General features: G+C 38.3%; 23 protein-coding genes. 12 read left to right on the top strand and 11 right to left on the bottom strand.

Features of this window, described 5'->3' with window-relative positions:
- Complete coding sequence (locus tag V6C71_24985; GenBank protein ID HEY9771713.1) at positions 1 to 1155, bottom strand: glycosyltransferase; 1155 nt, start codon at positions 1153 to 1155, stop codon at positions 1 to 3.
- A gap of 63 nt (positions 1156 to 1218) precedes the next feature.
- Positions 1219 to 1641 carry a hypothetical protein gene (locus V6C71_24980; GenBank protein HEY9771712.1) on the bottom strand — a complete coding sequence of 141 codons (423 nt, stop codon included), beginning with the start codon at positions 1639 to 1641 and terminating at the stop codon, positions 1219 to 1221.
- 706 nt (positions 1642 to 2347) lie between these two features.
- On the opposite strand from V6C71_24980, the gene V6C71_24975 reads away from it, so the two are divergent.
- From V6C71_24975 to V6C71_24960, 4 genes are all read left to right on the top strand, one after another.
- Positions 2348 to 3361 carry a thiamine phosphate synthase gene (locus V6C71_24975; protein HEY9771711.1) on the top strand — a complete coding sequence of 338 codons (1014 nt, stop codon included), beginning with the start codon at positions 2348 to 2350 and terminating at the stop codon, positions 3359 to 3361.
- Positions 3362 to 3385: 24 nt separating this feature from the next.
- Complete coding sequence (thiS, locus tag V6C71_24970) at positions 3386 to 3607, top strand: sulfur carrier protein ThiS (protein ID HEY9771710.1); 222 nt, start codon at positions 3386 to 3388, stop codon at positions 3605 to 3607.
- A 45-nt stretch (positions 3608 to 3652) separates the two neighbouring features.
- Positions 3653 to 4624 carry a DUF1517 domain-containing protein gene (locus V6C71_24965; GenBank protein HEY9771709.1) on the top strand — a complete coding sequence of 324 codons (972 nt, stop codon included), beginning with the start codon at positions 3653 to 3655 and terminating at the stop codon, positions 4622 to 4624.
- Positions 4625 to 4842: 218 nt separating this feature from the next.
- The gene (locus V6C71_24960) at positions 4843 to 4956 is read left to right on the top strand and encodes a photosystem II protein Y (GenBank protein HEY9771708.1); all 114 of its coding nucleotides are present in this window, start codon (positions 4843 to 4845) and stop codon (positions 4954 to 4956) included.
- A 157-nt stretch (positions 4957 to 5113) separates the two neighbouring features.
- Here the strand turns inward: V6C71_24960 and V6C71_24955 are convergent, their stop codons facing one another.
- Positions 5114 to 5809, bottom strand: coding sequence for a TIGR04283 family arsenosugar biosynthesis glycosyltransferase (locus tag V6C71_24955; GenBank protein HEY9771707.1), 696 nt, complete (start codon positions 5807 to 5809; stop codon positions 5114 to 5116).
- Between the two features lie 8 nt (positions 5810 to 5817).
- Between V6C71_24955 and V6C71_24950 the strand changes: the two genes are divergently transcribed.
- On the top strand, positions 5818 to 6627 hold the full coding sequence (locus V6C71_24950; protein ID HEY9771706.1) for a hypothetical protein: 810 nt from the start codon (positions 5818 to 5820) through the stop codon (positions 6625 to 6627).
- 86 nt (positions 6628 to 6713) lie between these two features.
- Here V6C71_24950 and V6C71_24945 read toward each other — a convergent pair whose 3' ends face one another.
- From V6C71_24945 to V6C71_24935, 3 genes are all read right to left on the bottom strand, one after another.
- Positions 6714 to 8726: a hypothetical protein gene (locus tag V6C71_24945; protein ID HEY9771705.1), complete on the bottom strand. Its 2013-nt coding sequence runs from the start codon at positions 8724 to 8726 to the stop codon at positions 6714 to 6716.
- Between the two features lie 392 nt (positions 8727 to 9118).
- Complete coding sequence (locus tag V6C71_24940) at positions 9119 to 10570, bottom strand: RecQ family ATP-dependent DNA helicase (protein ID HEY9771704.1); 1452 nt, start codon at positions 10568 to 10570, stop codon at positions 9119 to 9121.
- Positions 10571 to 10659: 89 nt separating this feature from the next.
- Entirely contained in the window at positions 10660 to 11847 is a 1188-nt protein-coding gene (locus tag V6C71_24935) for an extracellular solute-binding protein (protein ID HEY9771703.1), read from the bottom strand.
- 260 nt (positions 11848 to 12107) lie between these two features.
- Here V6C71_24935 and V6C71_24930 point away from each other — a divergent pair, with 260 nt between their 5' ends.
- The gene (locus tag V6C71_24930) at positions 12108 to 12485 is read left to right on the top strand and encodes a hypothetical protein (GenBank protein ID HEY9771702.1); all 378 of its coding nucleotides are present in this window, start codon (positions 12108 to 12110) and stop codon (positions 12483 to 12485) included.
- Here V6C71_24930 and V6C71_24925 read toward each other — a convergent pair.
- Together V6C71_24925 and V6C71_24920 are read right to left on the bottom strand one after the other, a co-directional pair.
- Positions 12459 to 13571: a TIGR00303 family protein gene (locus tag V6C71_24925; GenBank protein HEY9771701.1), complete on the bottom strand. Its 1113-nt coding sequence runs from the start codon at positions 13569 to 13571 to the stop codon at positions 12459 to 12461. The genes V6C71_24930 and V6C71_24925 overlap by 27 nt on opposite strands.
- Positions 13572 to 13675: 104 nt before the next feature.
- Positions 13676 to 13900, bottom strand: a complete 225-nt coding sequence (locus V6C71_24920) for a type II toxin-antitoxin system HicB family antitoxin (protein HEY9771700.1) — start codon at positions 13898 to 13900, stop codon at positions 13676 to 13678.
- A gap of 248 nt (positions 13901 to 14148) precedes the next feature.
- Here V6C71_24920 and V6C71_24915 point away from each other — a divergent pair, with 248 nt between their 5' ends.
- Positions 14149 to 15576, top strand: a complete 1428-nt coding sequence (locus tag V6C71_24915; protein ID HEY9771699.1) for a ParA family protein — start codon at positions 14149 to 14151, stop codon at positions 15574 to 15576.
- Between the two features lie 13 nt (positions 15577 to 15589).
- Complete coding sequence (locus V6C71_24910) at positions 15590 to 16144, top strand: hypothetical protein (protein ID HEY9771698.1); 555 nt, start codon at positions 15590 to 15592, stop codon at positions 16142 to 16144.
- Between the two features lie 167 nt (positions 16145 to 16311).
- Here the strand turns inward: V6C71_24910 and V6C71_24905 are convergent, their stop codons facing one another.
- Positions 16312 to 16779 (bottom strand): type II toxin-antitoxin system YhaV family toxin, encoded by a 468-nt coding sequence (locus V6C71_24905; GenBank protein ID HEY9771697.1) that lies wholly within the window; start codon positions 16777 to 16779, stop codon positions 16312 to 16314.
- A gap of 2 nt (positions 16780 to 16781) precedes the next feature.
- Positions 16782 to 17108, bottom strand: a complete 327-nt coding sequence (locus V6C71_24900; GenBank protein HEY9771696.1) for a type II toxin-antitoxin system PrlF family antitoxin — start codon at positions 17106 to 17108, stop codon at positions 16782 to 16784.
- A gap of 188 nt (positions 17109 to 17296) precedes the next feature.
- On the opposite strand from V6C71_24900, the gene V6C71_24895 reads away from it, so the two are divergent.
- From V6C71_24895 to V6C71_24880, 4 genes are all read left to right on the top strand, one after another.
- Positions 17297 to 20029, top strand: coding sequence for a valine--tRNA ligase (locus V6C71_24895; GenBank protein ID HEY9771695.1), 2733 nt, complete (start codon positions 17297 to 17299; stop codon positions 20027 to 20029).
- 135 nt (positions 20030 to 20164) lie between these two features.
- Complete coding sequence (locus tag V6C71_24890; GenBank protein ID HEY9771694.1) at positions 20165 to 20632, top strand: hypothetical protein; 468 nt, start codon at positions 20165 to 20167, stop codon at positions 20630 to 20632.
- 24 nt (positions 20633 to 20656) lie between these two features.
- A complete protein-coding gene (locus V6C71_24885) occupies positions 20657 to 21790 on the top strand; it encodes a quinone-dependent dihydroorotate dehydrogenase (protein HEY9771693.1) in 1134 nt (377 codons plus the stop codon).
- An 88-nt stretch (positions 21791 to 21878) separates the two neighbouring features.
- On the top strand, positions 21879 to 22358 hold the full coding sequence (locus V6C71_24880; GenBank protein ID HEY9771692.1) for a DUF29 family protein: 480 nt from the start codon (positions 21879 to 21881) through the stop codon (positions 22356 to 22358).
- 157 nt (positions 22359 to 22515) lie between these two features.
- On the opposite strand, the gene V6C71_24875 is transcribed toward V6C71_24880, so the two are convergent.
- Complete coding sequence (locus tag V6C71_24875) at positions 22516 to 22974, bottom strand: DUF2267 domain-containing protein (protein ID HEY9771691.1); 459 nt, start codon at positions 22972 to 22974, stop codon at positions 22516 to 22518.
- Between the last annotated feature and the right edge of the window lie 281 nt (positions 22975 to 23255).

Genomic DNA, 23255 nt, shown 5'->3' with positions numbered 1-23255 from the left:
TTATTGTTTTAACGAGTGGTTTCGATTTAAGTAAACAAGATTTTTATTCTGCCTGGTGATAGTTTTAAGAACTGCTTGATAATAAAGCAGAGTAATTCCTTGCCAACTAAATCTCAAAGCATTTTGTCGCGGTCGTTGTTGATACCATTGTCGCTCTAAAGTATTTTTTAGAGATTTGCTATAAGCATCCAGGTTGGTAACATCACAAGTTGTACCTCCGTTGCCGATTAAGTAGCGACGAACAGAATCATCGGTAGCTACAACAGGTAGACCACAAGCCATTGCCTCAATATATTTGAGTCCGCGAGATTCTTGTCTTGAAGCAGAGGTAAAGAGATTGGCACTTCGGTAAACTTGTGGCATTTGAGCATAGGCAAAGGTTCTAATTTGAAATCGTTCTGGGCTTAAAAGGCGATCGCCCAAATCCTGAAAATACTCTCGATCAGCACCTTCACCGCAAATTAACAAGCTAGCCTGGGGTAAATTGGCGACAGCTTTGATAGTTAGTTCAATTCTTTGATTATCATCACGATTTAATGAAGCAACACAGATTATAGTTGGTTTTGGTAAGCCAGTCATAATCGCTTTGCCTTCGGGGGAGAATTCAGTAGCATCAACACCATAAGGAATGACGCTCACTGCTTGACGAGGAGCTAGACGACGAGCGTATTCAGCTACTTCAGGATTAAGGGCAATCAAGCGATCGGGCTGTAGAGTTAAATTACGTTCTAGATATCTCCCTTGGTCCAAAAGACCATTGTGTTCGGTAAACAGAATTGGCGTACCTTTAATTGCTCTGATGCAAGTAGCTACAAATAAACCACCATAGTCATTTTGGGGAAAAATTAAATCGGCAGGTTTTTTTAGCAAATATGATATGCAGGGCAAAAAGCTGGTTAAATGTTCGATCGCTATTTCGGGATGCTTCACCCATCTACGTAAAATACCTGAAATTAGACAATGACGAGCCAAACTTGAAACGTTACTACGATTAATTGATTTAATTGGATGACTAAAAGAACCGCATTCTGCACCGCTAAGTAATTCCACTTCAAAATAATTATCTAAGCGACGAGCTAATTCGACGGCCAAAATTTCTGAGTTTCCTTTCCAATTAATTCCCGCATTAGGATGGATTAATACAATTTTATACAATGTCTAATTCCTCGCTGTTCGAGTAAGAGGTAAGAAGCGATCTGACGTTGCTTAATTCAGGATCTAGTTGAGTAGGCTATGACCATATTTTTTAATCTGGTTGATAGTTGCTTCAAAAAAACGTTGAGCAGCTTGAATTAACAGTAGTAAACGACTATAGCGATCGCTGTTTAAATAGTGCCAAATTATAATTTTTAAACGTATCCTCAAAAATTCTGAAGACAAGCTGATTAATGGAGCGTGTTCTAAAGCTTGGTGGCAATAGTTGTTAGCAATAGCAAGATCTAGTTTGTCATGTAGAACCCTTTTGGCTAGATAGAGGCTGGCATCAGCATAGCTACGTGGTTTTAGCCGTATTAAATCGGGTGGTGCATTCTGATAAGCTTGTTCGATGGTTGTTTGTAAATCTGTCTCGATAATTGGCCAATTTTTGGCGTTGGCTTCGGAAAATTTTCGACAGCAAACTAATGGTTCAGCGATCGTCATAAACTGATAGTGATTACTAAAAATTAAAACTTAAAAATTAAAACTTAAAAATTAGGACAAGTTTGTTGCAGAATGCTATCTATTGTCAGTGGCAAATACCTTGTTTCATCGTAAGCAGAAATAATTATGGAAACTAACGGTAATTTTAGAGACATAGTTGCAGTAAATAAAAAATTAGGAATAAAAGATTAGTAATTAGTGTCTTTCAAGTCCCAGTCTTTAATCCCAGTCAATGTAATCAACGAGTTAGAGCCAAAATTTAGCTTTCTTGATATGGAAGCGCGATTTACTTGCCAAAAGATACTTAGTCTGAGTTGTGTTTATGGTTGCATTAACGTCGATACTTGTTCCTCTACAGCTTTAATTGTCATTGGCACTGAATCGATCTAAGTAAAATCATTTAAGAGAAAATACTTAGGTTATTTTCCAGGACAATCATAATCGCTCAAAATAGAATTGGCAACGGTAACTTTTGAGAAATTTGGGAATTATTTGGGAATTATTAAACAGTAAAATTACGTAACTTAAAGCTAATTAGGGATCTCAGACAAATATTGATTGATCGCGGTTAGAAATTATTAATGTTTCTGGGACTTTTTTTAGGGGTTGTCAGACTGTAAGCTAGTATCACAGACTGTCTCGTTGTTTTAAAACCAGATGCAGTGTGGTTTTATAGAAGTAAAAATATTAGCTCTAAGTTAAGTTAATGAAAAAAGCTATTTACCGAATTTTAGATGCTAATCTCGATCGCGCCAGAGAAGGATTAAGGATTATAGAGGAGTGGTGTCGTCTAGGCTTGAACCACCAACCCCTAGCAGAGGAATGTAAGCAGATCCGCCAAGAATTAGCCCAGTGGCATAGCTGGGAGTTGCGTCAGGCGAGAGATACTCCTGGTGATGTGGGGACAGATTTATCCCATCCCCAAGAAGAAGTAAGAGAGAGTATCGAACAGTTGCTTCAGGCAAATTTATGTCGCTCGCAAGAAGCCTTGAGAGTATTAGAAGAATATAGTAAGCTTTATGAGCCAAAGATGGCGATCGCCTGTAAACAGCTACGTTACCGTGTTTATACCATTGAAAGCAGTCTATTCAATAATTATCGTCATCAGCAGCTACACAATGCGCCTTTATATCTGGTAACTTCGCCCGAACCAGAAATTCTCAAGGTAGTAGAGGCTGCGCTCAAAGGTGGTCTAAGTTTAGTCCAATATCGCGATAAAGAAGGCAAAGACAGCGATCGCCTTGAAAAAGCTCATCAGCTATGTCAGCTATGCCATCAATATAATGCTTTATTTATTGTTAACGATCGAGTAGATATAGCTCTGGCGGTAGATGCGGACGGAGTTCATTTAGGGCAACATGATGCACCAGTGACTTTTGCTCGCGAAATTTTAGGAACTCATAAAATTGTTGGTCGTTCAACTACTAATAAACAAGAATTGAATAAAGCAATCGCTGAACGGGCTGATTACGTAGGAGTAGGACCGTTTTACGAGACTCCGACGAAGCTAGGTAAGGCAGCAGTAGGGATGGAATATATTGACTATGTAAAAGCTAAATGTCCTGTTCCCTGGTTTGCGATTGGCGGAATCGATCTTAATAATATCAATGCAGTTCTAACTACAGGCGCACAAAGGGTAGCAGTGGTTCGCGCTATTATGCAAGCAGAGCAACCAACCCAAGTTACCCGCCAGTTTTTATCCCAATTAATTAGACGGTAATTACCCCAAGGCTCAGCTAGATCTATGATAAATGCAGCTAATAAAATAAAAATACAGGTCAACGGAGAAACTCATACCTGCGTAGCTCAAATTGCTTTACCAGAGTTATTAACTCAGTTAGGTTTCAACTCTCGTTTAATCGCGATCGAATATAACGGGGAAATTCTACATCGTCAATATTGGGCGGATACTCAAATGCAAACGGGCGATCGCTTGGAAATTGTCACGATTGTTGGTGGTGGTTAAACATCAACATTCTAAAGCTTAAACATACAATTAACTGAACAACTTATGAAAATGATTTTTAAACGAAATTCTTGGTCCAAATACTGGCTCAACTCTATTGTTGCCCTGATCTTAGTCTGCGTTCTTGTCTTGGGCAATGCGGGTGATGCTATGGCTGCCCGTACAGGTGGGAGAATTGGTGGTGGTTCATTCCGCGCTCCTTCTCGCAGCTATTCTACACCCCGTGGCGGTGGTTATGGTGGTGGCTATGGCCGGGGCTATGGCTACGGCTACGGTGGTGGCGGTTTTGGCTTTCCCTTTCTACTTCCCTTTGTCGGCTATGGTGGTGGCGGTTTATTCTCGATTTTGATTTTCTTTGCTATTGCTAACTTTTTAGTGCGCAGCTTCCGCAATGCAGGAGTTGGCGAAGAGTCTGGCTATGGTAACAGCTCTAAAGTAACTGTGGCTCAAGTTCAGGTAGGTTTACTAGCTAATGCTCGTGAATTGCAGCCTGAATTAAATCGTCTGGCTATGACAGCCGACACTAGTTCTGCTTCAGGAAGAGCTACTGTATTACAAGAAGCAACTTTGGCTTTACTACGACACCCCGAATATTGGGTTTATGGTGCGACAAACTCGCAGCAAGCGAGCTTAGAGGCAGCAGAAGCTAAGTTTAATCAGTTGGCTCTGACAGAGCGCAGTAAGTTTAGTAGCGAAACCTTAACTAATGTAGATAACGCAATTAGCAACGAAACGCAGAAAGCTTTGGGGGGTGAAACAGCTGAAGGTGCGATTCAATTAAAAGAAGGTGATTCTGGGGAATATATTATCGCTACAGTAATTGTTGGTGCAACTGGTAGCCTTAATTTACCCGAAATTAACGGCGAGAGTGATATGCGCAACAGCCTACAGCAGATTGGTAGCCTTGGTAGCGATCGCTTATTAGCCGTAGAAATCCTTTGGACACCACAAGCAGAGGGAGATACTTTGTCTTCTGATGATATTCTGGCTTATTATCCTAACCTCAAGTTGGTTTAGGTATTAATACTGTAAATTAAATAAACTGTTTCGCTGTTTTACAAAGCAGTTTTAGTTCAATGGGGATACGTAATCCCCTTTTTCTTTGGCTAAGACCTAACGGCTCAAAAAAATCTGGATAAAAGGTTAACAAAACTGGTACATTTGAATATAGATAAATCTGGTTTGGCATTAATAGACCTTTTAAATAAATTAATAGTTGTAACGGAGATTGAATTATGGATTGGCGCGTATTAATAGTAATAGCACCTTTGGCGATCGCTGCTAGTTGGGCCATATTTAACATTGGTAGTGCTGCTTTAGCTCAAGCACAAAAATATTTCAACAAATAAGCATCAATAATTAAGTAATTATTTAATTACAATTAACTAGCCGACTAAACAGTTTGTTTGTATTAGTCGGTTTTTTGATGAATGCTGGTTTTAATCCGACTATTGACAAGAAATTATCGTTTGTGATCGCATTGATTAATATTGCTAATTTTTAAATCTACTGTTTACCTTGACTACGATAAAAATTAGCTAGCTTAGTGGGAGAGACACCTAAATAAAAGCCAGCAATAATCAATTGGTTAATTAAAGTAGTTTGCCAGACTCCCAACTTTTGCCAACGTCTACCAGAAGTAAGTACCGCAGCAGGCGCGATCGCAATTCTTCCCTGACTTTTGATTCGTCTGACAAATTCAAAATCTTCCATAATTGGTAAATCAGCAAATCCCCCCGACTCAATAAAAGCTAGTTTAGAAATAAAGATTGCCTGATCGCCATAGGGAAGCGACAGCAGGCGCGATCGCATTTCTACGATCATCTCAACCCAACGCAAAGATCTATCTGTACCTTCGATAGCTAATTTAAACGCTCCAGCAACAATCCGTGGCTGTTTTAAAGTCTGAATAACCAGATCGACAAAGTGTGGCGGTAGTCGAGTATCAGCATGAAGAAACAGTAGTATGTTTCCTTGAGCAGCATTTGCCCCTGCATTCATTTGTCCCGCCCTACCTTTTCCCACGACAGTAATAACTTTTACCCCTGTTTGCTGAACTAAAGCGACAGTATTGTCTTGACTTCCTCCATCGACCACAATTATTTCTACCCCAGAATGCTGCTGTAATTGTGTCAAAGTTGATTTAACGATCGCGGCTTCATTGAGAACTGGGATAATAATGCTGATAATACATTGAGTCATGTTTAAAGATGAGAGACAAAACTGCTCCTAGCCATCAACTCTTCAAGACTTTCAAACGGCAGTTATTAAGTATCATTTTGGTTTGCTTGATCCTGCTAAGTTTTACCTCAAATACCTTTGCTGCTTCCTTGGTAGATCGCATCGAACAGTTTCCAGAATGGACTAGTAAACCCTCATTAAAGCTTGCCAAAGGAGACTTAGAATATCCTGAGTGGATGGCTGGAACATGGAATGTTGACAGTACTTTAGTAGAACAAATAGCCCCCCTAGCCCCAGATATTGTTACTCCTGGATTTAACGACAATCAAAATTACCTTAATCGAAAAATCGCTTTTCAGGTTAGATTTGGCGCTGAATATTATGTTCATCCTACAGGCTGGTTATCAGCGTTCAAGTCGTCTCATCCTATAGTAGTGGCAGATCGAGCATTCAATGGTAAGAAAATTGCTCAGGCTTATTTAGGAGATGATAGTGTTTACCGAATCAAGGTCGATCCTGATAACCCAAACCAACAAATAACCTTTCTTAAAGGCGATCGCCAGCTAGTTTCTAGAATAACCAGACGCGGTAGAGAAAATCCGCCGAATAATCAATTTATTGCTACCGAAATTACTCAGCAATTATTCAGATCCCCCGAAAGAGTTTATCTTAATGAGGTAGAAACCTCCTCTAACTATCAGCTATTAGATTCGGGAAATATCAGTGCCGAACAGATTACAGCGATTTATCTTTCTCCTCAAGATCCAAACTATTTCACCGCAGGCGATCGCCCTGTTGCCCTCTATCGTTATCATTTAGATTTAAGCAAAAAATCCTGAATATCAACGTTTTAGATTGATTTTTTCGCTAAATTAGTAATTATCAGCCCGCGATCGCCGCACTAGATTTATTGTCCACAATCTGGCTACATAGAGGATTTGGCTGAAATTACTGAAGCTATAGTTAACAAAACTCCGAGTAGAATTATTGTCCAAGTCTTGTAGGTGCTGGAGGCGCTAGTTGTAGCTACTAAAGATTGCTGTTCTTCTAGCTGCGATCGCAAGCTGGCAATTAAGCCTTGCTGTTCGTTTCCTTTGAAATCTAATAAGCCATAGTTGCTTTTCTGCTCTTCTAACTGCTGATTTAGCTGCTCGATTAAACTTGAGCGATCGCTTACCTGGTTAGTTAGTTCACTGTTTTTGGCACTTTCCTGTTTTAAGTTGTTTATCTGCTGTTCTTTCTGCGCTATTTCCTGTTTCAACTGTTCTTTAGTTTGATTAATAGCCTGCTCTCTTTGAGCCACTTGTTCGGTTAATTCTGTCACCTGCTGTTCTTGCTTGGTAACTTGCTGCTGCAAATTTTGAGCAACTTTATTTTGTTCCTCAATCTGTACTGTTTGCTGCTTGACTTGCTGTTCTAGGCTGCTAATTTGCCCTTGCTTATCGCTCAGCTGTTGATGACTAGTTTGCACGTCTACACCAAGACGATTGAGTTCTCCTTGTTGCTGTTGAGTTTGTTCTTTTAATATGCCCAACTGTTGCTGAGCATCAGATAGCTGCGATTGAAGAATTTGATTCGCAGTTGACGCTTCAGATAACTGATGTTGAATTTCTGATACTTGGTTCTGTGCCTGTTGGCGATCGCTAGTTAAACTATCAACTTCAGCTTGCTTCTGTTCTAGCTGCTGTTGTAATTGAGTTAAAGCTTCTTCTTTCTCTGATACTTGATTTTGTGCCTGTTGGCGATCGCTAGTTAAACTATCAACTTCAGCTTGCTTTTCGTCTAGCTGTTGTTGTAATTGAGTTAAAGCTTCTTCTTTCTCTGATACTTGGTTTTGTGCCTGTTGGCGATCGCTAGTTAAACTATCAACTTCCGATTGCTTTTGCTCTAGCTGCTGTTGTAATTGAGTTAGAGCTTCTTCTTTTTCTGATACTTGATTCTGTGCCTGTTGGCGATCGCTGGTTAAACTATCAACTTCCGATTGCTTCTGTTCTAGCTGCTGTTGTAATTGAGTTAAAGCTTCTTCTTTTTCTGATACTTGATTCTGTGCCTGTTGGCGATCGCTAGTTAAACTATCAACTTCCGATTGCTTCTGTTCTAGCTGTTGTTGTAATTGAGTTAGAGCTTCTTCTTTCTCTGCTGCTTGGTTTTGTGCCTGTTGGCGATCGCTGGTTAAACTATCAACTTCGGATTGCTTTTGGTCTAGCTGCTGTTGTAATTGAGTTAAAGCTTCTTCTTTCTCTGATAGTTGATTTTGAAAGTTAGTATCGCTGTCTTGTTGTGCAGATAATTGCTGCTCTAATTCTTGAATCTTGGCTTCACTGACTGACAGGCTATCTTGAGAAGTTTTGTAGTCTGCTTCTTTCTCAGCAATTTGTTGCCTAAGCTGTTCTAATTCTTGGTTGAATTGCTGCTCTAAATCATCAGTTTTTTGTTTGCTTTGTTCCGACTCTAAATCTTTTTGTTCTTCTACTTGTTTGGTTAATTTATTAACTAATGCTTCTTGTTCCTGAGCATATTTTTTCAATGCTTGGTAATTAGCCTTATGTTCTTTAATTTTTTCTTTTAATTCTGCTAAAGTAGTTGAGTCTATTCGCTCTTTTTGATCTGAAGACTCTGGTGCAGGTTGTTGCTGATTTTCGGTGGAAACTATACCTTCTACTATTTGTATCTGAGGTGTGTTTTCGGAGGAATCAGCTTCATTTTTCGTCTCAATAGAAATCGTTTTTTCTGCAACCTGACTGGCGATCGCCAAATTACCTGTAACCAAGTCTTCAAAAATTTTGGATTTAGATAAACCAGTTGTTGCCACAATCTCATTGAGGTTTTTCAAAGCCTGAGTAGTCAGAGAAATTCCTATCTGAGACTTTTCTAAAAAACTTGCTGTTTTGAGCGGTCTATTACCAGATTTGGTCGACTTGGGTTTTTTGCGTGGCATACTGTTCTATTTTCTCCAACATTTAACTAGATAATTAAAGCTTATTGTAGCTAGATATAGCCTTCCACTAACTAGTGAGATACATTGACATTGTTATTAATTAGTAAATTGGCAGCAACTAGCCATTGACCACAGACAAAAACTCGACAGGTCGTTGCATCCCAATAAATAATGAAAACCACTATCTATATTAGATTATAGTTGTTTTGGCGCTCATCATAATCGATTTTTTACCGCTTCAAATCAGCCGACATCAAACTACCATATGAGTAATGAGTAAAACTTTTGACTTTTCCTCTTCCCGCAGGATATCCGAAGGTGTATGCTTTAGCACAATGTGACTTTTGACTTGTGGAAGTGTTCTATCCAAACAGGATTTAGAATCATTTTTCTCATAAATTGGCATTACGGCAGTTATCACAAGTTCCACATTTAAAGCCTTGTGCTTCTTGTTTAAAATCAAAAGCCTGTAATAGATATTGCCAACGACATTGCTTAGTTCTCAGATATTGCTGCATCTGTTTTTGATGGTGTTTTTGGCTGAGGGCGAGACGATTTAAGGACACTTGAGCAGAGCGTTTGCAGTAATGAAACGGATCTGGCCAGTAAACCAAACCTAAGCTGTGTAAGATACCCAGACTAATTTCTCCATGAGGAAACTGTGATTTGATCGTGGCGATCGCACCTTGCTGCGGTAGTTGTGCAACTATTTTTTGCGCTTGGCGATATTGCTGTTCTAGCTTGCGCTGAAAAAACTGACTACGCTGTTTATCTTCGGGATCTAACCATCCAGTCGGTTCACTAATCAAAGTTAAAGCTTCAGCGGGTTTGCCATCTCTGCCACCTCTACCGACTTCCTGTATGTATTCAGCCAGTAATTCTGGGGAATGATAATGAACTATCCAGCGAACATCCGGTTTATCGATCCCCATGCCAAAAGCAGAGGTACAAATCACGAATTGAATTTTACTTGAGATCCAGCCTTGCTCAATTTTTCGGCGATCGCTGGTAATCAATCCCGCATGATAAGCAGCAGCAGCATAACCCTCAGATTTTAACCATGCTGCCAGGGTTTGGCTATCTTTACGAGAACGAACATAGATTAAACCAGATTGATTTGCTTTGGTTTGAATAAACCTTAGCATCTGTTGCTTTCTGCCTCTGGGAGTCCAAACCGTCTGAATATTAAGACTGAGATTGTAACGATAGGGACTAATTAACCAAGTTTCTGGTTGCTTTAACTCCAAAACCAGAGATATCTCGCGTTGGGCTTGAGGATCGGCAGTAGCGGTAAAAGCGGCGATCGCGATTTTTGTCCCAGTCGGTTTATGCTGAAGTAAACTACGACGCACAATACCTAAGCGACGATAGGCAGGACGAAAAGTAGTTCCCCATTGAGTTAAGCAGTGAACCTCATCGATCACAATACCCGTGATCTTGACTTCGGGTTGAGCAATAATTTTCCAGACAGGTAAACTAAGTAGAGTTTCGGGTGATAAATATAATAAGCTCAATTCCCCCAGTGCGATCGCGTCTAAAGTTTTTTTTCTTTCACTTCTAGACAATTCACTATGTAGTAAAGCTCCAGATAATCCTAAATGTTTTAACTGATTGACCTGATTCTCCATTAACGCCACCAGAGGAGAAACCACTATAGTTAATCCTGTTTGCAGAAGTGCAGGTAGCTGAAAGCAAATCGACTTTCCGCCACCTGTAGGCAAAATGATTAGAGCGTCTTGACCAGTTAAAAGAGCTTGAACTATCTCCCCTTGAGGCGATCTAAAATCTTCATATCCCCAGATCTGTTTAAACTTCTCCTTAACTTCTCGCCAGGCAATATTCATTAACTAACAATTAAGATCAAAATTCTTCAATCCTGATTACAACATAAGCCTTGCTGAATGGCGATTCACTTTTACTGTTGCAACTACTGTTACGACTGTCGAATCTTCACCCACAAATCTTGATATTGCTGTTCTGTTGCTGGTTCAAGAGGTAAGAGAAATTCGCTCTTGTCAGAATTTAAGACTGCTGAATTAAAATAAAGATTGTCTTTGAGATCTTCGGGTATCTCTTCTGGCTTTAAAGAAGATAAAACTGGCGAAATTCCGTTGGTAAATAGAGATATTTGTTTAGCTGCTTGAGGTTGCCAGCAATAGTCGATCCATTTTTCAACTACAGTTGAAGCTTGTTGACTATCGCTCATCAATGATGCTTGCGGTATTTGCGGTTTAACCCAAAGATCTGCCCACAAAGATGTTCCCGACTTAGGAACGATCAATTTGATCTCAGGGTAGCGTTTGAGTAAGGGTAATATATCTGTTGACCAGCCCACAGCAACCCAAGTATCTCCTAAAATCAGAGGTTCTAGGTAGTGTTCCGAACTGTATAACTTCGCCTGTTTGTGTAAGGCTAATAACTCTGTTTCAAGATCTGGGACAAAATCTAAATTCTCAGTATTGTAAGAGCGTCCTAATTTTTTCAAAGTCAGACCGATAACTTCTCTAGGAGAATCTAGTAGAGAAATGCGATCGCGCAATTCTGGTTGCCACAGATCTTGCCAGTCGCTCACAGTTATACCTAATTCGTCTAACTTATCGCTTTGGTAAGCAATTACTGTACTTCCCCAACGATAAGGCGCGCCATATATTTGCCCGTCAGTGGCTAATTTTCCCTGATTATTACGCCTGACCAATTGTTGCCATCGAGTAGGTAATTTTTGCCAGCTAACTAAGTCCTTTACTGATAAAGGTTGAATTAAATTTTGCTTGATGGCAGATGATAACCAGATGTCACCTAAGGTAGTCAAATCAGGATTAACTACCGATTTATTCAAGATTTTATCAAATAAACTCTTTGTCTTTTGATCTGACTTTTTGTTTTGCTGTAAATTTAGTAGTAAATCAAAGATTTGTCCTAACTGGCTTTGAGGTTTGAAATTAACCTTTTTTTGTCCGTTAACTATTTTATGAAAGTTTCCAATTAGCTGTGACGGGACAGAACTTTCTAAGAATAGTATTTGTGAAATTGTTTCAGCGTTATCACAGCCTAACAGCATTTGAGTCAAAGCTGTAGCAGTAATAGCTTTAAGAAAACGACGACGAGATAAATGGTAATTCATTATGGCTTAAGTTTATAGCTGTTGAGGTATAACCATTTGGATCAAATTAATAACATGGCTTAGATCGTCAAATCTATTCTTCGGTTTAATTTGAGGCAATTTTGCTTTGAAATTAAGAATTATAAGGATTATGAGTATTATTAGAATCTTCATAAAAATACGTTGAGCAATTGTTAAATGAATCAGGAATAGTCGTAATTTTTTGAATTAATGCTTTTAGCATTAAAGTACCTGAAAAATAAATTAACTTTAGAAATTATATGGATACATTGCAATCACAAGTTAGCGAATTACGGAACAAAATAGACCGCTTACACGAGATGAGCGAGCAAATTAGCAGCCAAGTTAAAGAATTAAGCGCTCAACAACCAAAGCGTGTCGAACAAGAATCCTATTCTTTACCTAATTTTGCTTCAAGCTCGGCCAAATTTGCAGGTCAGGACAGAAAATCAGAATATCAATTAACTCATAAAGATATTTTGGTAGATGACAACAGCAGCAGTAGTAGTACTAGTTCAAGTAGCGATAATCTAGCTCCCGATACGCAAATTCGCCGTTTAACAGCGCAGCTTACCGCAGCATACAATCGCATTGCAGCTCTAGAAGAGCAACTATTGACCTATAGAATTCATTCTTAAACTACGATAACGAGCAAATAAAGTTTCAACAACAGTGAGCAATTGAGTGGAAGTCCAATTTTGTTTAAGCTGAGTTGCGATCGCGCAGCCTCCTGCACCGACACCTTCTTTAACATATCCTGACGAATAAGCACGAAAGCTAGGATATCGTGAAGTGGCAAAATTCAAACCAGTAGCCAACAGAGGGACTCCACCCACAACTTTTGCTAAAGCTACAGTATTACCTGTGGGATCTTCTGCTACCCAACGAGTTGTCCCGACTACAATTTGAGCTAGCTGAGCCGAGACGTTGTGGTAAAGTGTGATCGCTTCAATTAAGGCATATACTGCCAACATTTGTGTCCCTCCTGCTAACATTACACCCACATGGCGGCTAGCAGCGATCGCCATCCCTGCACTCACAATTTGCATCGGATCGCCTACTGCTGCTACCGCCGCCAAAGGATCTTGAAATTGTTTTAGTGAGCCAGCATTTAATAAGCCAGCTTGAACCACAGACCATTTTTGAGCATGATTACAGCTGGGATGACTGCTATTTACCATTCCTTTTGCCTTAATCCCTAGTGCTGTTAAAAGAGCTAGAGCTGTAGTTGTCCCACCGACGACGCATTCTCCAATAATTAAATAATCAGCCGTGTAGGCTAACTTTTCGCCCCATTTTAAGCCTTGGTTAAATAAATGCAGCACTTTGGCGATCGGCATTGCCTTACCTGACGAAACACAAGCAGCTGCAACTCCTCCTAGATCGATCGTCTCTACAGTTGGCTGATGAGGTAAACCTGCATTAAAAATATAAGTTGGCAGCTCTAATGCTTCAACTACAGCGCGAGAAATAAAGGTAGGAGAGACTCCCGCTTCAAGAATTGGTAGGGGATGATCGTAATAAGCCTGTACTCCTTTAGCTAAAAATTCGGCATCAGCGATCGCTGTGTATTCTCGATCTTTTGGCGTTGCTCCTGCTGCGGAAATGCCTGGAATTAATCCTGTGGCAGTAAACCCCAGAATACAGGCAAAACTAGGATTAGCACCTCTATACTGCCTTAACCAACTAAACCCTGACTGTAGCTCACTATAAACGTAAATCATCAACCGCCTATTGTAAATTGGCTTTGTTTATCTTACATTCCTAAGTTTTAGCTTTTGTCTTATTTCAAAGTTTTTCGGTTTCTTTTGCTATTAGTCTGGGTAGCTTAGGCAACAGACACTTCTAAAGTCATGGTGGTTACTTTTTTCTGGAGAAGTTCTTGTTTTTCATTCTCGGATAAAGTTTCTAAGTATAGTTCGACTGCTTCTGTGATATTAGTTTGTACTTCTTCTAGAGTGTCCCCCTGACTTTGGCATCCTTTTAATTCTGGGCAATAAGCATAAAAACCATCTTCATCTTCTTCAATGATGATATTTAATTTATAAGACATGGGTAATGACTATTTAGTCAATATTCTAATTTTACTCTTACCTCATCGCCTATCTACCTCCAGCGCAATTATGCTTCGTGTAGCCGACTGATCGCGCCATCCACAAAACAATCACACCAAAATAAGGATAATCTATAAAATAATTTTAAAAGCGATCGCATCTTATTCCAATTATTTTTAATCTATTTTTTGTTACTTTAATATGAGTTTGGGGAACTTTAAATATATTACACTTCAAGTTAATCCTCATGGTAGCAACTACTTTTAATAAAATATCCTACGATAATATAATTAAAATTTGGAAAAAACTTCCAAATGACTATTCAGAAAAAAATCTAGAACTTAACTTTGTTCAACCATTACTTTTATCTTTAAATTTAGAAATTAGTCAAATATTAGATATTAATTTAGGTGCAGGAGCGGGATTAAAACCCGATAGACTAATTTATCCAGATTTTACTAAATCTCCAGCTTTAGTAATCGAAATAAAAAAACGTGTATCAAGTTTAGCAACTGTTTGCAATCAAGACTTTATTGATGAATGTCAAAAACATCAATTATATAGAGATGCTATAGGCTATAAAAATTCTCCAAAAGAAAATGGCATTAAACAATATTTAAATAAAAGCAACACTAATATCGACCCTAATCGTCTAGCTTCTTATGGACTAGTTTTCAATGGCGATTTTTTCCAACTTTGGCGACGAGTTGATGGTTTAATTTTGCCACTGACACCGATTCAAAGAATGACAGAATCAACTATTCCTGAATTAATGCAGCAATTAGAATATTGTTTATATGGTAAACCGAAAGCATTAGTTACTGCTGTTTGGAATCGTAAAGGAGGCGTAGCTAAAACCACCAATACGCTTAATTTAGCTTCAGTATTGGCATTAGAAGGCAAAAAAGTTTTATTGCTCGATTTAGATACACAAAATGATTTAACTAGAGCTTTAAATTTAGAGCCAAATAATTATTCAGACTATCTAGAATCGTGTTTTAAGAAAATTCACGCAGGTTATTTAGATGATGCAAAACAAATTCTTAAAGATACTATTCAAACTCGTAATTATTCTACTACAGATAAAAAAAACTTTTCTTTATCTATACTTCCAGGAAATCAAAAATCTCAAAATAAACTTAGAGATAACTCAACTGATTATGATCGAAATTTAGCCATTAAATTAAAACAAAAACTAATTGAATTATGTGCCGAAAATTATGACTATATTTTTATAGATGTATCACCTGCTAACGATTATTTGACAATTGCCACAATTCTTTCTTGTGATACTTTTATAATTCTTTTAGACTACAGTAAAAAGACATTACATCATGCTGTCGATCTATATCAAAAAGATGCTGTAACTATTAGACAAAATAGAGTTAAGCAAAATCACTTACATATTGGCCCTTGGAATTTGGGAATAGTATTTAGTAATTGTCCTCCTGGTGTCGCATCAGACTCTCAACTCGAAAAATATATTCAACAAGAACTAAAAAATAAACGATTTACAGGTTATCAATGTAAAACTAGATTAGCAATTTATGCTCAAACCAAATTAGCTGAATACAAACACTTACCTGTTATCTGTTGGCAAAATTCTCCAATCACTAAACTTTACAAACAGTTAGCAGATGAAATTTTTCTCGGTCATCATTTTATAGACAATTAGGAAGTATTAAATTATGGCACTTTTTACAGAAAACGAATCTCTTTTAAATGTTGAACTTGGTCGCATTTTACGTATACCTTGTAAATTTGTTCAAGGTAAATCTGACGCACATCCAGCATTAATTAAAAATTTAGCAAAACAAATGGAAACAACTGGTAAAAATATTTTGCCTGTAATGGTTGAACTTGTTTCAGAAGATAACTACAAAGTAATTGAAAATACTCAAATACTAGAAGCAGCAAAAAAAGTAAACTTAGATTTTGTTTGGTGTATTGTTATAAATAATCAAATGCTGAATCAAGTTTTAGTTGAATCAGGCAAAATTATTCGGATACCAATTCTTACTGCATTAGAAAAAGATATTGTTGAAGTACTGGAATATATTAAAACTGAAAAATCTGGCGTCAGTACTATTAAGCCTAAAGAAGCAGCTAAATCAATAGTTGAATATAGAAAGAAAAATAAAATTACTAGCCTTAATTTTTTAACAAAACAACGGTGTGGTATTGGTAACAAGACGCTACCAAAAATAAAAGATTTTTTAGTAATCGCCGATCTCGTAGGTTAGGTTGAAGATTGAAACCAACACACAATAATTCTCATTAATTAGAGCGGTCGCACCAAGTCCAAAAATAACTAAATAGCAAGAGTGAGGGCAATGAATATACAATAAAATAATTGCTTTAACTACTCACCCCTCTGGTAGTCACATGACCGCAACTGACACCAATTTCTCTACTCAGTTATATTTTTTGCTTGTTCTAATAGCATTTTCCAATCATTAGGAGGATTGCCACTTTCTAGCATCCTTTTAAAGACTCGATAAGCAGCAGTCTTACTTTCATAAGCGCGTTTGGATTTTGCATCGTTTACCCAAGCGTAAACAATAATTTTTTGTTGATGATGATAGCGAAAACATAAGCGATATTGCTGAAAAAACTTGGCTCGAAACCAATGTTTGTATTCCTTACCAAGAGTATTTCCTTGACGATATTCTTTGCGGGTTGGATCTTGAGGAATGATTTCAAAAGCCAGTTTATTGATTGCTGCTAATCTTTTGGTTGCATTCTTCTTTTGATAATCTTGAGGATATTTCTGGCGTAAACCTTCGACTTTAATTGATAATTCTTCTAACTGACTGCTAAACAATGAATGAGCAAAAATACGCCATCCATTAATGATTAATGGTTGATTTTCTGACAAAGTTATTCATCCTCATCAGACAGTGGTGCATCTAAATTGATATCCAAATCGGCTACTAAAGATTGAACTCGTTCTAGAGTTTTTGGTGTAATGGGTTGGATGTACTGCGGATTTTGCTCTATGTCTTGGGCGAGAAAATCAAGAAACTTATTCAAGATCGGATCGTCTTCAGAAATTTCACTGCGAGTAATAGTAACCGTTCCATCCGAGTTAATGACATAAACAATTTTATCGCGCTTATTCAAACCTAAAGCCTTTCTAACTATATCTGGGACAGTGGTTTGATATCTATCGGTTAATGTAGATTCTGCTTGCAGTATTTCAGTCATTGTCGGTATTTTGGGAGTTATTTTAATTTTAACTCACAAAGTAATGCAGTTGCATTGTCAATAATTTGAGTCATTGTATTTTGAAAGGCGATCGCATCATCATCCTTTAAAAACAACTCAATAGCAAGAGTGACGGCAATGAATATACAATAAATAATTGCTGAAAATCCAACTTCTCTGCTATTCCCATGACCGCAACTGACACCAATCTCTCTACCCAATACGATCCCAAGCAAACCGAAGCCAAATGGCAGCAATACTGGGCGGACAAGGAAGTATTTAAAGCCGATCCTAATCATCCTGGTGAACCCTATTGTATTGTCATTCCCCCGCCAAATGTTACGGGTAGTTTGCATATGGGACACGCTTTTGAGAGTACGCTGATCGATACTTTGATTCGCTATCATCGGATGATTGGGCGTAATACGCTATGGCTACCTGGGACAGATCACGCTAGTATTGCCGTAAGTACTATTGTCGATAGGCAAATTAAGGCCGAAGGTAAAAGCCGAGAGGATTTAGGACGGGAAGAGTATTTAAAAAGGGCTTGGGTCTGGAAAGAAGAATCAGGCACGACGATTATTAATCAGTTAAAGAGTCTAGGGGTATCTGCTGACTGGACGCGGGAAAGATTTACCATGGACGAGGGTTTATCTCAGGCGGTCAAGACAGCCTTTATACAACTCTATGAGGAAGGTTTGATTTATCGCGGTAACTATTTGGTTAACTGGTGTCCCGAGTCTCTTTCGGCAGTATCAGATTTAGAAGCCGAAAATCAAGAGGTAGACGGTCATCTGTGGCACTTTCGTTATCCTTTGACTGATGGTAGTGGTTATTTGGAAGTGGCGACGACTCGTCCTGAGACGATGTTAGGAGACACAGGGGTTGCGGTAAATCCTCATGATGAAAGATACAAGGATTTTATTGGTAAAACTATTACCTTGCCCATAGTTGGACGAGAAATTCCCATCATTGGTGATGAATTTGTTGATATGTCGTTTGGGACAGGATGTGTTAAAGTAACCCCTGCGCACGATCCTAATGACTTTGAGATGGGACAACGGCATAATCTACTGATGATTAACATCATGAATAAAGATGGTAGTCTGAATGAGAATGCAGGAGAGTTTCAAGGACAGGATCGCTTTGTTGCCCGTAAGAATGTTGTTAAAAAACTGGATGAATTAGGTAATTTAGTTAAGATTGAAGATTATCGCCATAGCGTTCCTTACAGCGATCGCGGTAAAGTACCTATAGAACCTTTATTATCGACTCAGTGGTTTGTCAAAATCGAACCGCTATCAGGTAAAGCTTTAGCTTCTTTAGATCAGGAGAATTCGCCTAACTATGTCCCCGAACGATGGAAGAAAGTATATCGGGATTGGTTAGTCAAACTTAAAGATTGGTGCATTTCTCGTCAGCTATGGTGGGGACATCAAATTCCTGCTTGGTATGTGGTTTCGGAAACGGGGGGCGAGATTAGCGATCATACGCCTTTTATTGTGGCTTACAATGAGGCCGAAGCAGAAACTAAAGCCCAAGAGCAATATGGGGATAATATTCAACTACAACAAGATCCAGATGTTTTAGATACTTGGTTTTCTTCTGGTTTATGGCCGTTTTCTACTATGGGATGGCCCGAAAATACAGCGGATTTAGCGAAGTACTATCCGACTACGACTCTAGTTACAGGTTTTGATATTATCTTTTTCTGGGTAGCCCGCATGACCATGATGGCGGGACACTTTACTGATAAGATGCCCTTTGATGATGTTTATATTCACGGCTTGGTATTGGATGAAAACGGGCAAAAGATGTCCAAGTCAAAAAATAACGGGATCGATCCTCTATTGATGATCGATAAATACGGTGCTGATGCCTTGCGCTATACTCTGATTACTAAAGTTGTGGGTGCGGGACAAAATATCAGCTTTGATTATGACCGTAAAAAACGAGAATCAGCCTCCGTAGAGGCTTCCCGTAATTTCGCTAACAAGCTGTGGAATGCGTCGCGATTTGTCATGATGAATCTTAAGGGAAAAACTCCCCAGGAATTAGGACAGCCAGACACTGCATCTTTAGAATTGGTCGATCGATGGTTACTGTCTCGTTTTTATCAAACCGTTAAACAAACTCAAGCTAATATTGAAACTTATGGCTTAGGGGAAGCAGCTAAAGGTTTATATGAGTTTATTTGGCATGATTTCTGTGACTGGTATATTGAGCTAGTTAAAAGTCGTTTATGGCAAGATGAGACTTCTAAATCTCGTCAGGTAGCTCAACAAACATTAGGTTATGTCCTCGAAGGAATACTCAAGCTTTTGCATCCCTTTATGCCTCATATTACCGAAGAAATTTGGCAAACCTTAACTCAAACCGAAGGTAAGCAAACTTTGGCAATACAAACATATCCCAAAGTGCTGGAAGATTTAATCAATCCTGAGTTGGAAACAAATTTTAACTTACTTTTTGATACTATTAGCACTATTCGTAACTTACGTGCCGAGTCGGTAATTAAGCCAGGGGAAAAAATTAAGGTTATTCTGCAAACCGAAAGCCAACAAGAAAGTGATCTGCTCAAATCAGCCCAAAGCTATATTAAAGACATTGCCAAAGTAGGTGAGCTAATTATTATCTCTACTCTCGCCGAAGATCCAGGACAGGTAATTGCTGGGGTAACAGGAACAGTACAGGTTTTAATTCCCCTGACTGGTTTAGTTGATGTAGCTGCACTACAGAGTAAGTTACAGAAGAAATTAGACAAACTAGAAACAGACATTAAGTCTCTAACTGGACGTTTGAACAATCCTGGCTTTGTTAACAAAGCACCTACAGAAGTAATTCAGGGAGCAAAAGATGACTTAAGCGAAGCAGAAAAACAAGCACAAATATTACGGGAGCGTTTAAATCGTCTAAAGTAAAACTATTATTGATGTACTTAGCTACATTAATATTGAATATCGATCACTTATACTTGTTGTAAAAATTATTCTTCGAGTCAGCTTATTGTATTGCAATAGTAACTGATGAATTACAAATGATCAGCGATTTAAGCCATGTTATACCTAGCTCAAGTTCAAACAAATCCTGCATCGGGAGAGATACAGCTACAGGTACTTGCTCGCCAAGAATCGAAATCTGTCTGGTCAGTTGATAATTCGGAGACTTTGCTTTTGACCAAAGAAAGCTCTCTTGGTGCAGGTGTCTTAGTATTAGTAGAAATGGATCGAGAACAGCAGATAATTAGTATCCAAGAAGCTAAAGAATGGATATTAAGCATTTTGCAGCAGTATTTGACTAAAAATGCGATTAATGCCCAGTTTATTGAAAAAGAACAAAGCAAAGTAGAAAAATGGCGACAAGAGGTTACCGCTCAAAATTTAGAGTTAAATCGACGTGCATTAGAAATTGAAACCCGTCGTGAACAACTTCAAGAATTGGAACAAGAGTTAAAGCGCGACAGAGAAGAGCTAGATAGGTTGCAAGAACAATTGAGTCTCAAGCAGGATCGAGATAATAAATGACTAATAATTAACGACTGACAAAATATGCTCAATTTTACCAAGCCTTTTTATCCCCTGATGCTTTCAGCAGTGAAAGGCGATCCTGAGACTGCTCATCGTCAGATGCTCAAGATGCTGAATAATCTTGAATTAAATCGTCATTCTGTTTGGGGTAGTTTAGCAATTAAACAGTTAGAAAAGTCTTTTTGTGTTCAAGAGACTCGTTTGCAACAGACTCTTTGGGGATTAGATTTTAACAATCCTTTTGGTTTGGCAGCCGGGTTTGATAAAGACGGTACAGCAGCAGGAATATGGAGTAGTTTTGGGTTTGGTTTTGCCGAATTAGGTGCAGTTACTCTGCATTCTCAACCAGGAAACCCTCGCCCTCGAATGTTTCGCCTCCCTAAAGACAAAGCAGCACTTAATCGCATGGGTGCAAACAACTTGGGCGCAGCAGTGATGGCAGATACCCTGGCTCAAACTTGGCAACGACAACCTCGCCAGATTCCCATTGGTATTAATTTGTGCAAATCAAAGATCACCTCTTTAGAAGATGCAGCAGCAGATTATGTTGGCAGCTTTAAATACCTACAGAATGTAGCAGACTACTTTGTGATTAATGTTAGCTCACCTAATACCCCAGGATTGCGATCGCTCCAGGCTGTAGAACAATTAGAACCTATCTTATTAGGTTTACAGACAGTAAACTCCCAGCATAAACCTATTCTCATTAAAATAGCTCCCGATCTCGAATGGCAAGATATTAGGGATCTTCTTAACTTAGCGACTGACTATAATCTCTCAGGTGTTATTGCGACGAACACTACTATCCGCCGTGATGGTTTGAATACAAAAGTTCTGCCTGAAACAGGCAGAAGTATCAAAGATGAAGCTGGTGGAATTAGCGGGTTACCCGTAAAACAGCGATCGACTGAAGTGATTCGCTTTATTTACCAGCAAACAGCAGGAAAATTACCAATTATTGGCGTAGGCGGTATTTTTAACGCTGATGATGCTTGGTCAAAGATAATTGCTGGGGCGAGTATACTGCAAGTTTACACTGGATGGGTATATGAAGGTCCTTGGATGGTTAATAATGTGTTGTCGGGCTTGTTAGCTAAATTGGATGAGCAAGGTTTAGATAGTATTAGTGAAGCGGTTGGCTTAGAGCATCGATGAGTTTCTAACTGCAAAGCATGGCCAATAAATTATCTGTATTTATCTTCGTTCATCTGGGGATATTTTTTAAAGATGCAAGGAGTTGTATATGGAAGAAATACTGGAGTTAAAAGACTGTTTACTTAATCAACAATACGATCGCGCCTTTGCTATTGTAGAAGAATTAGAAGCGATGGGAAGACAAGATAAGATCAATAACTTGGAATCGTTTCTAGTCATTTTATTAATTCATTTGATTAAAATTCAGGTTGAGAAAAGAGTGACAAGAAGTTGGAAAAATTCTCTTAGTAATAGTCTTTTAGCAATTCAAAAACGCAATAGATTAGGTAATAAATCTCATTATATTAAAGAGAATAATTGGGATGAGCATATTTCAAATTGTCAGCTTGAAGCAATTTTCGGTGCTGCCAAAGAAGTTTTTGAAGGTATAGATTATCAGAAGCTAGAAAAGTTAGTTGATTTTGACAAGCTAATAATAATTAGTAATGAGTTGTTAGCTTTAACTTATGGTAATAATCCCAGAGAAATTGTTGAAGTGATTGATTCTAAGTTTCCTATTAACTATTAGACCAATGCGCATGAATAAAAGATTAAGCCTTATTACCTTATGACCTCTTGATAAAGTAATTTATGGTGATTTGTGCGCATAAGTCTATTATTAAAAGAGCGATCGCATTTTAAATATGATAGTGCGATCGCTCTTTTGTGGTAACTTTAGTTAGGCTTTAAGCTTGTTGCCATAGCGCACGTATTTCATCATCAGAAATGCATTTTGCCACGTTTTCTATTTGCTCTGAAGATATTTCATCTTTTGTCGCGCTAAATACTGCTTTAGTCACTTCTTCAGCTTCGGTATCATGTCTAACCGCACCTTCTTGATTTAGTCTCAACATAAAGGTGTCTTTAGAGATATTAAGCTGTTGAATAGGACTAATATAGCTAAAGAAACTTACCATCGGATTTGTATCTTTAAACAAGTCCTTAATTTCCATATCCGCATTAGGTGCTTCTTTTCCTCTCAACTCATCAGCAAGCTTGTCTACTTCTTCTCTAGGTAGCAAGTCACGCAGAATCCGAAATACTACTTTAGTCGCTGTCTGCGCTTCGTTAACTGTTTGTAAATTGCTATTAGCAATAACTTTATCTAAAAATGCTTTGTTTTTTTCTTGTGTTTGTTCTGCCATATCTAAAATTAATACTGTTTAATTTGTTTTCTTTTTCAAGTTAGATAGTTTTGGCAGCAAAAAACTCGGCTAAAAGTCATAGTTCTTAATATTTCTCTCGGTAGTAGTTGATATTTATGTTTTTTGTCTATAGAAAGAAGTAAAACGTGCGACCCGTTTCAGCCTAACTACAACTTGTAGGAACGCTGAGGGTATATCCTAGTAGAACCTAGAAAATACAATAACTTTAGATTCATGTAGGTTAAATTCCTACTGACGAATGAGACGTTTAATTCCATATC

The sequence above is a fragment of the Coleofasciculaceae cyanobacterium genome (assembly GCA_036703275.1).
Taxonomy (GTDB): domain Bacteria; phylum Cyanobacteriota; class Cyanobacteriia; order Cyanobacteriales; family Xenococcaceae; genus Waterburya.
Note: the sequence above shows the minus strand (reverse complement) of the source record. Positions and strands in the feature narration are given on the sequence as shown.